This is a genomic window from Cysteiniphilum halobium, from assembly GCF_003574425.1.
Taxonomy (GTDB): Bacteria; Pseudomonadota; Gammaproteobacteria; order Francisellales; family Francisellaceae; genus Caedibacter; species Caedibacter halobius.
Genome location: NZ_QLIU01000134.1, coordinates 1 through 536, shown reverse-complemented (window position 1 = coordinate 536; position 536 = coordinate 1). Strand labels below are relative to the sequence as shown.

The window sequence follows — 536 nt, the reverse complement described above, 5'->3', positions numbered from 1 at the left end:
GAAAGGGAAAGAAAAAGAAAAAAAAAAAAAGAGAAAAAGAAAGAAAAAGGAAGAAAAGAGGAAAAAGGGAAAAAAGAAAAAAGAAGAGAAAAAAAGGGAAAAAAAGGAAAGAAAGAAGGATAAAAAGATAGAAAAAGAAAGAAAAAGAAAGAAAGGAAAAAAGGAAAAAAGGAAAAGTGTGAAAAAAAGAAAAAAAAGAGAAGAGAAAAAAAAAAAGAAGGATAGAAGAAGAGAGGAAAAAAAAGAGAATGAAGAGAGAAAAGAAAAGAGAAGAAAGAAAAGGAAGAAAGAAAAGGAGAAAAAAGAGAGGAAAAGGAGAAGGAGAAAAGAGGAGGAAAGGAAGAGGAGGGGGAGAAGAAAAAGGAGGGAAGGGGGAGAAGGGAAGGAGGAAAAGGGAGAGAGGAGAGGAAAAAAAAGGGAGAGGTAAAGAAAAAGGGGGAGGAAGAAGGAGGAGAGAAAGAAAGAGAGAAAAGAAAAGAGAAAAAAAAAGAAAAGAAGAAGAAAACATAAAAAAAAAAAAAAAAAGAAAAAAGTAA

Annotated in this window: 1 protein-coding gene; it reads left to right on the top strand. The window is 31.5% G+C overall.

Annotated features, from left to right (window positions below):
• Positions 1 to 427: hypothetical protein (locus DNK85_RS12745; protein WP_208123196.1), on the top strand; the 427-nt coding region annotated here is incomplete at its 5' end.
• Positions 428 to 536: the final 109 nt, after the last annotated feature.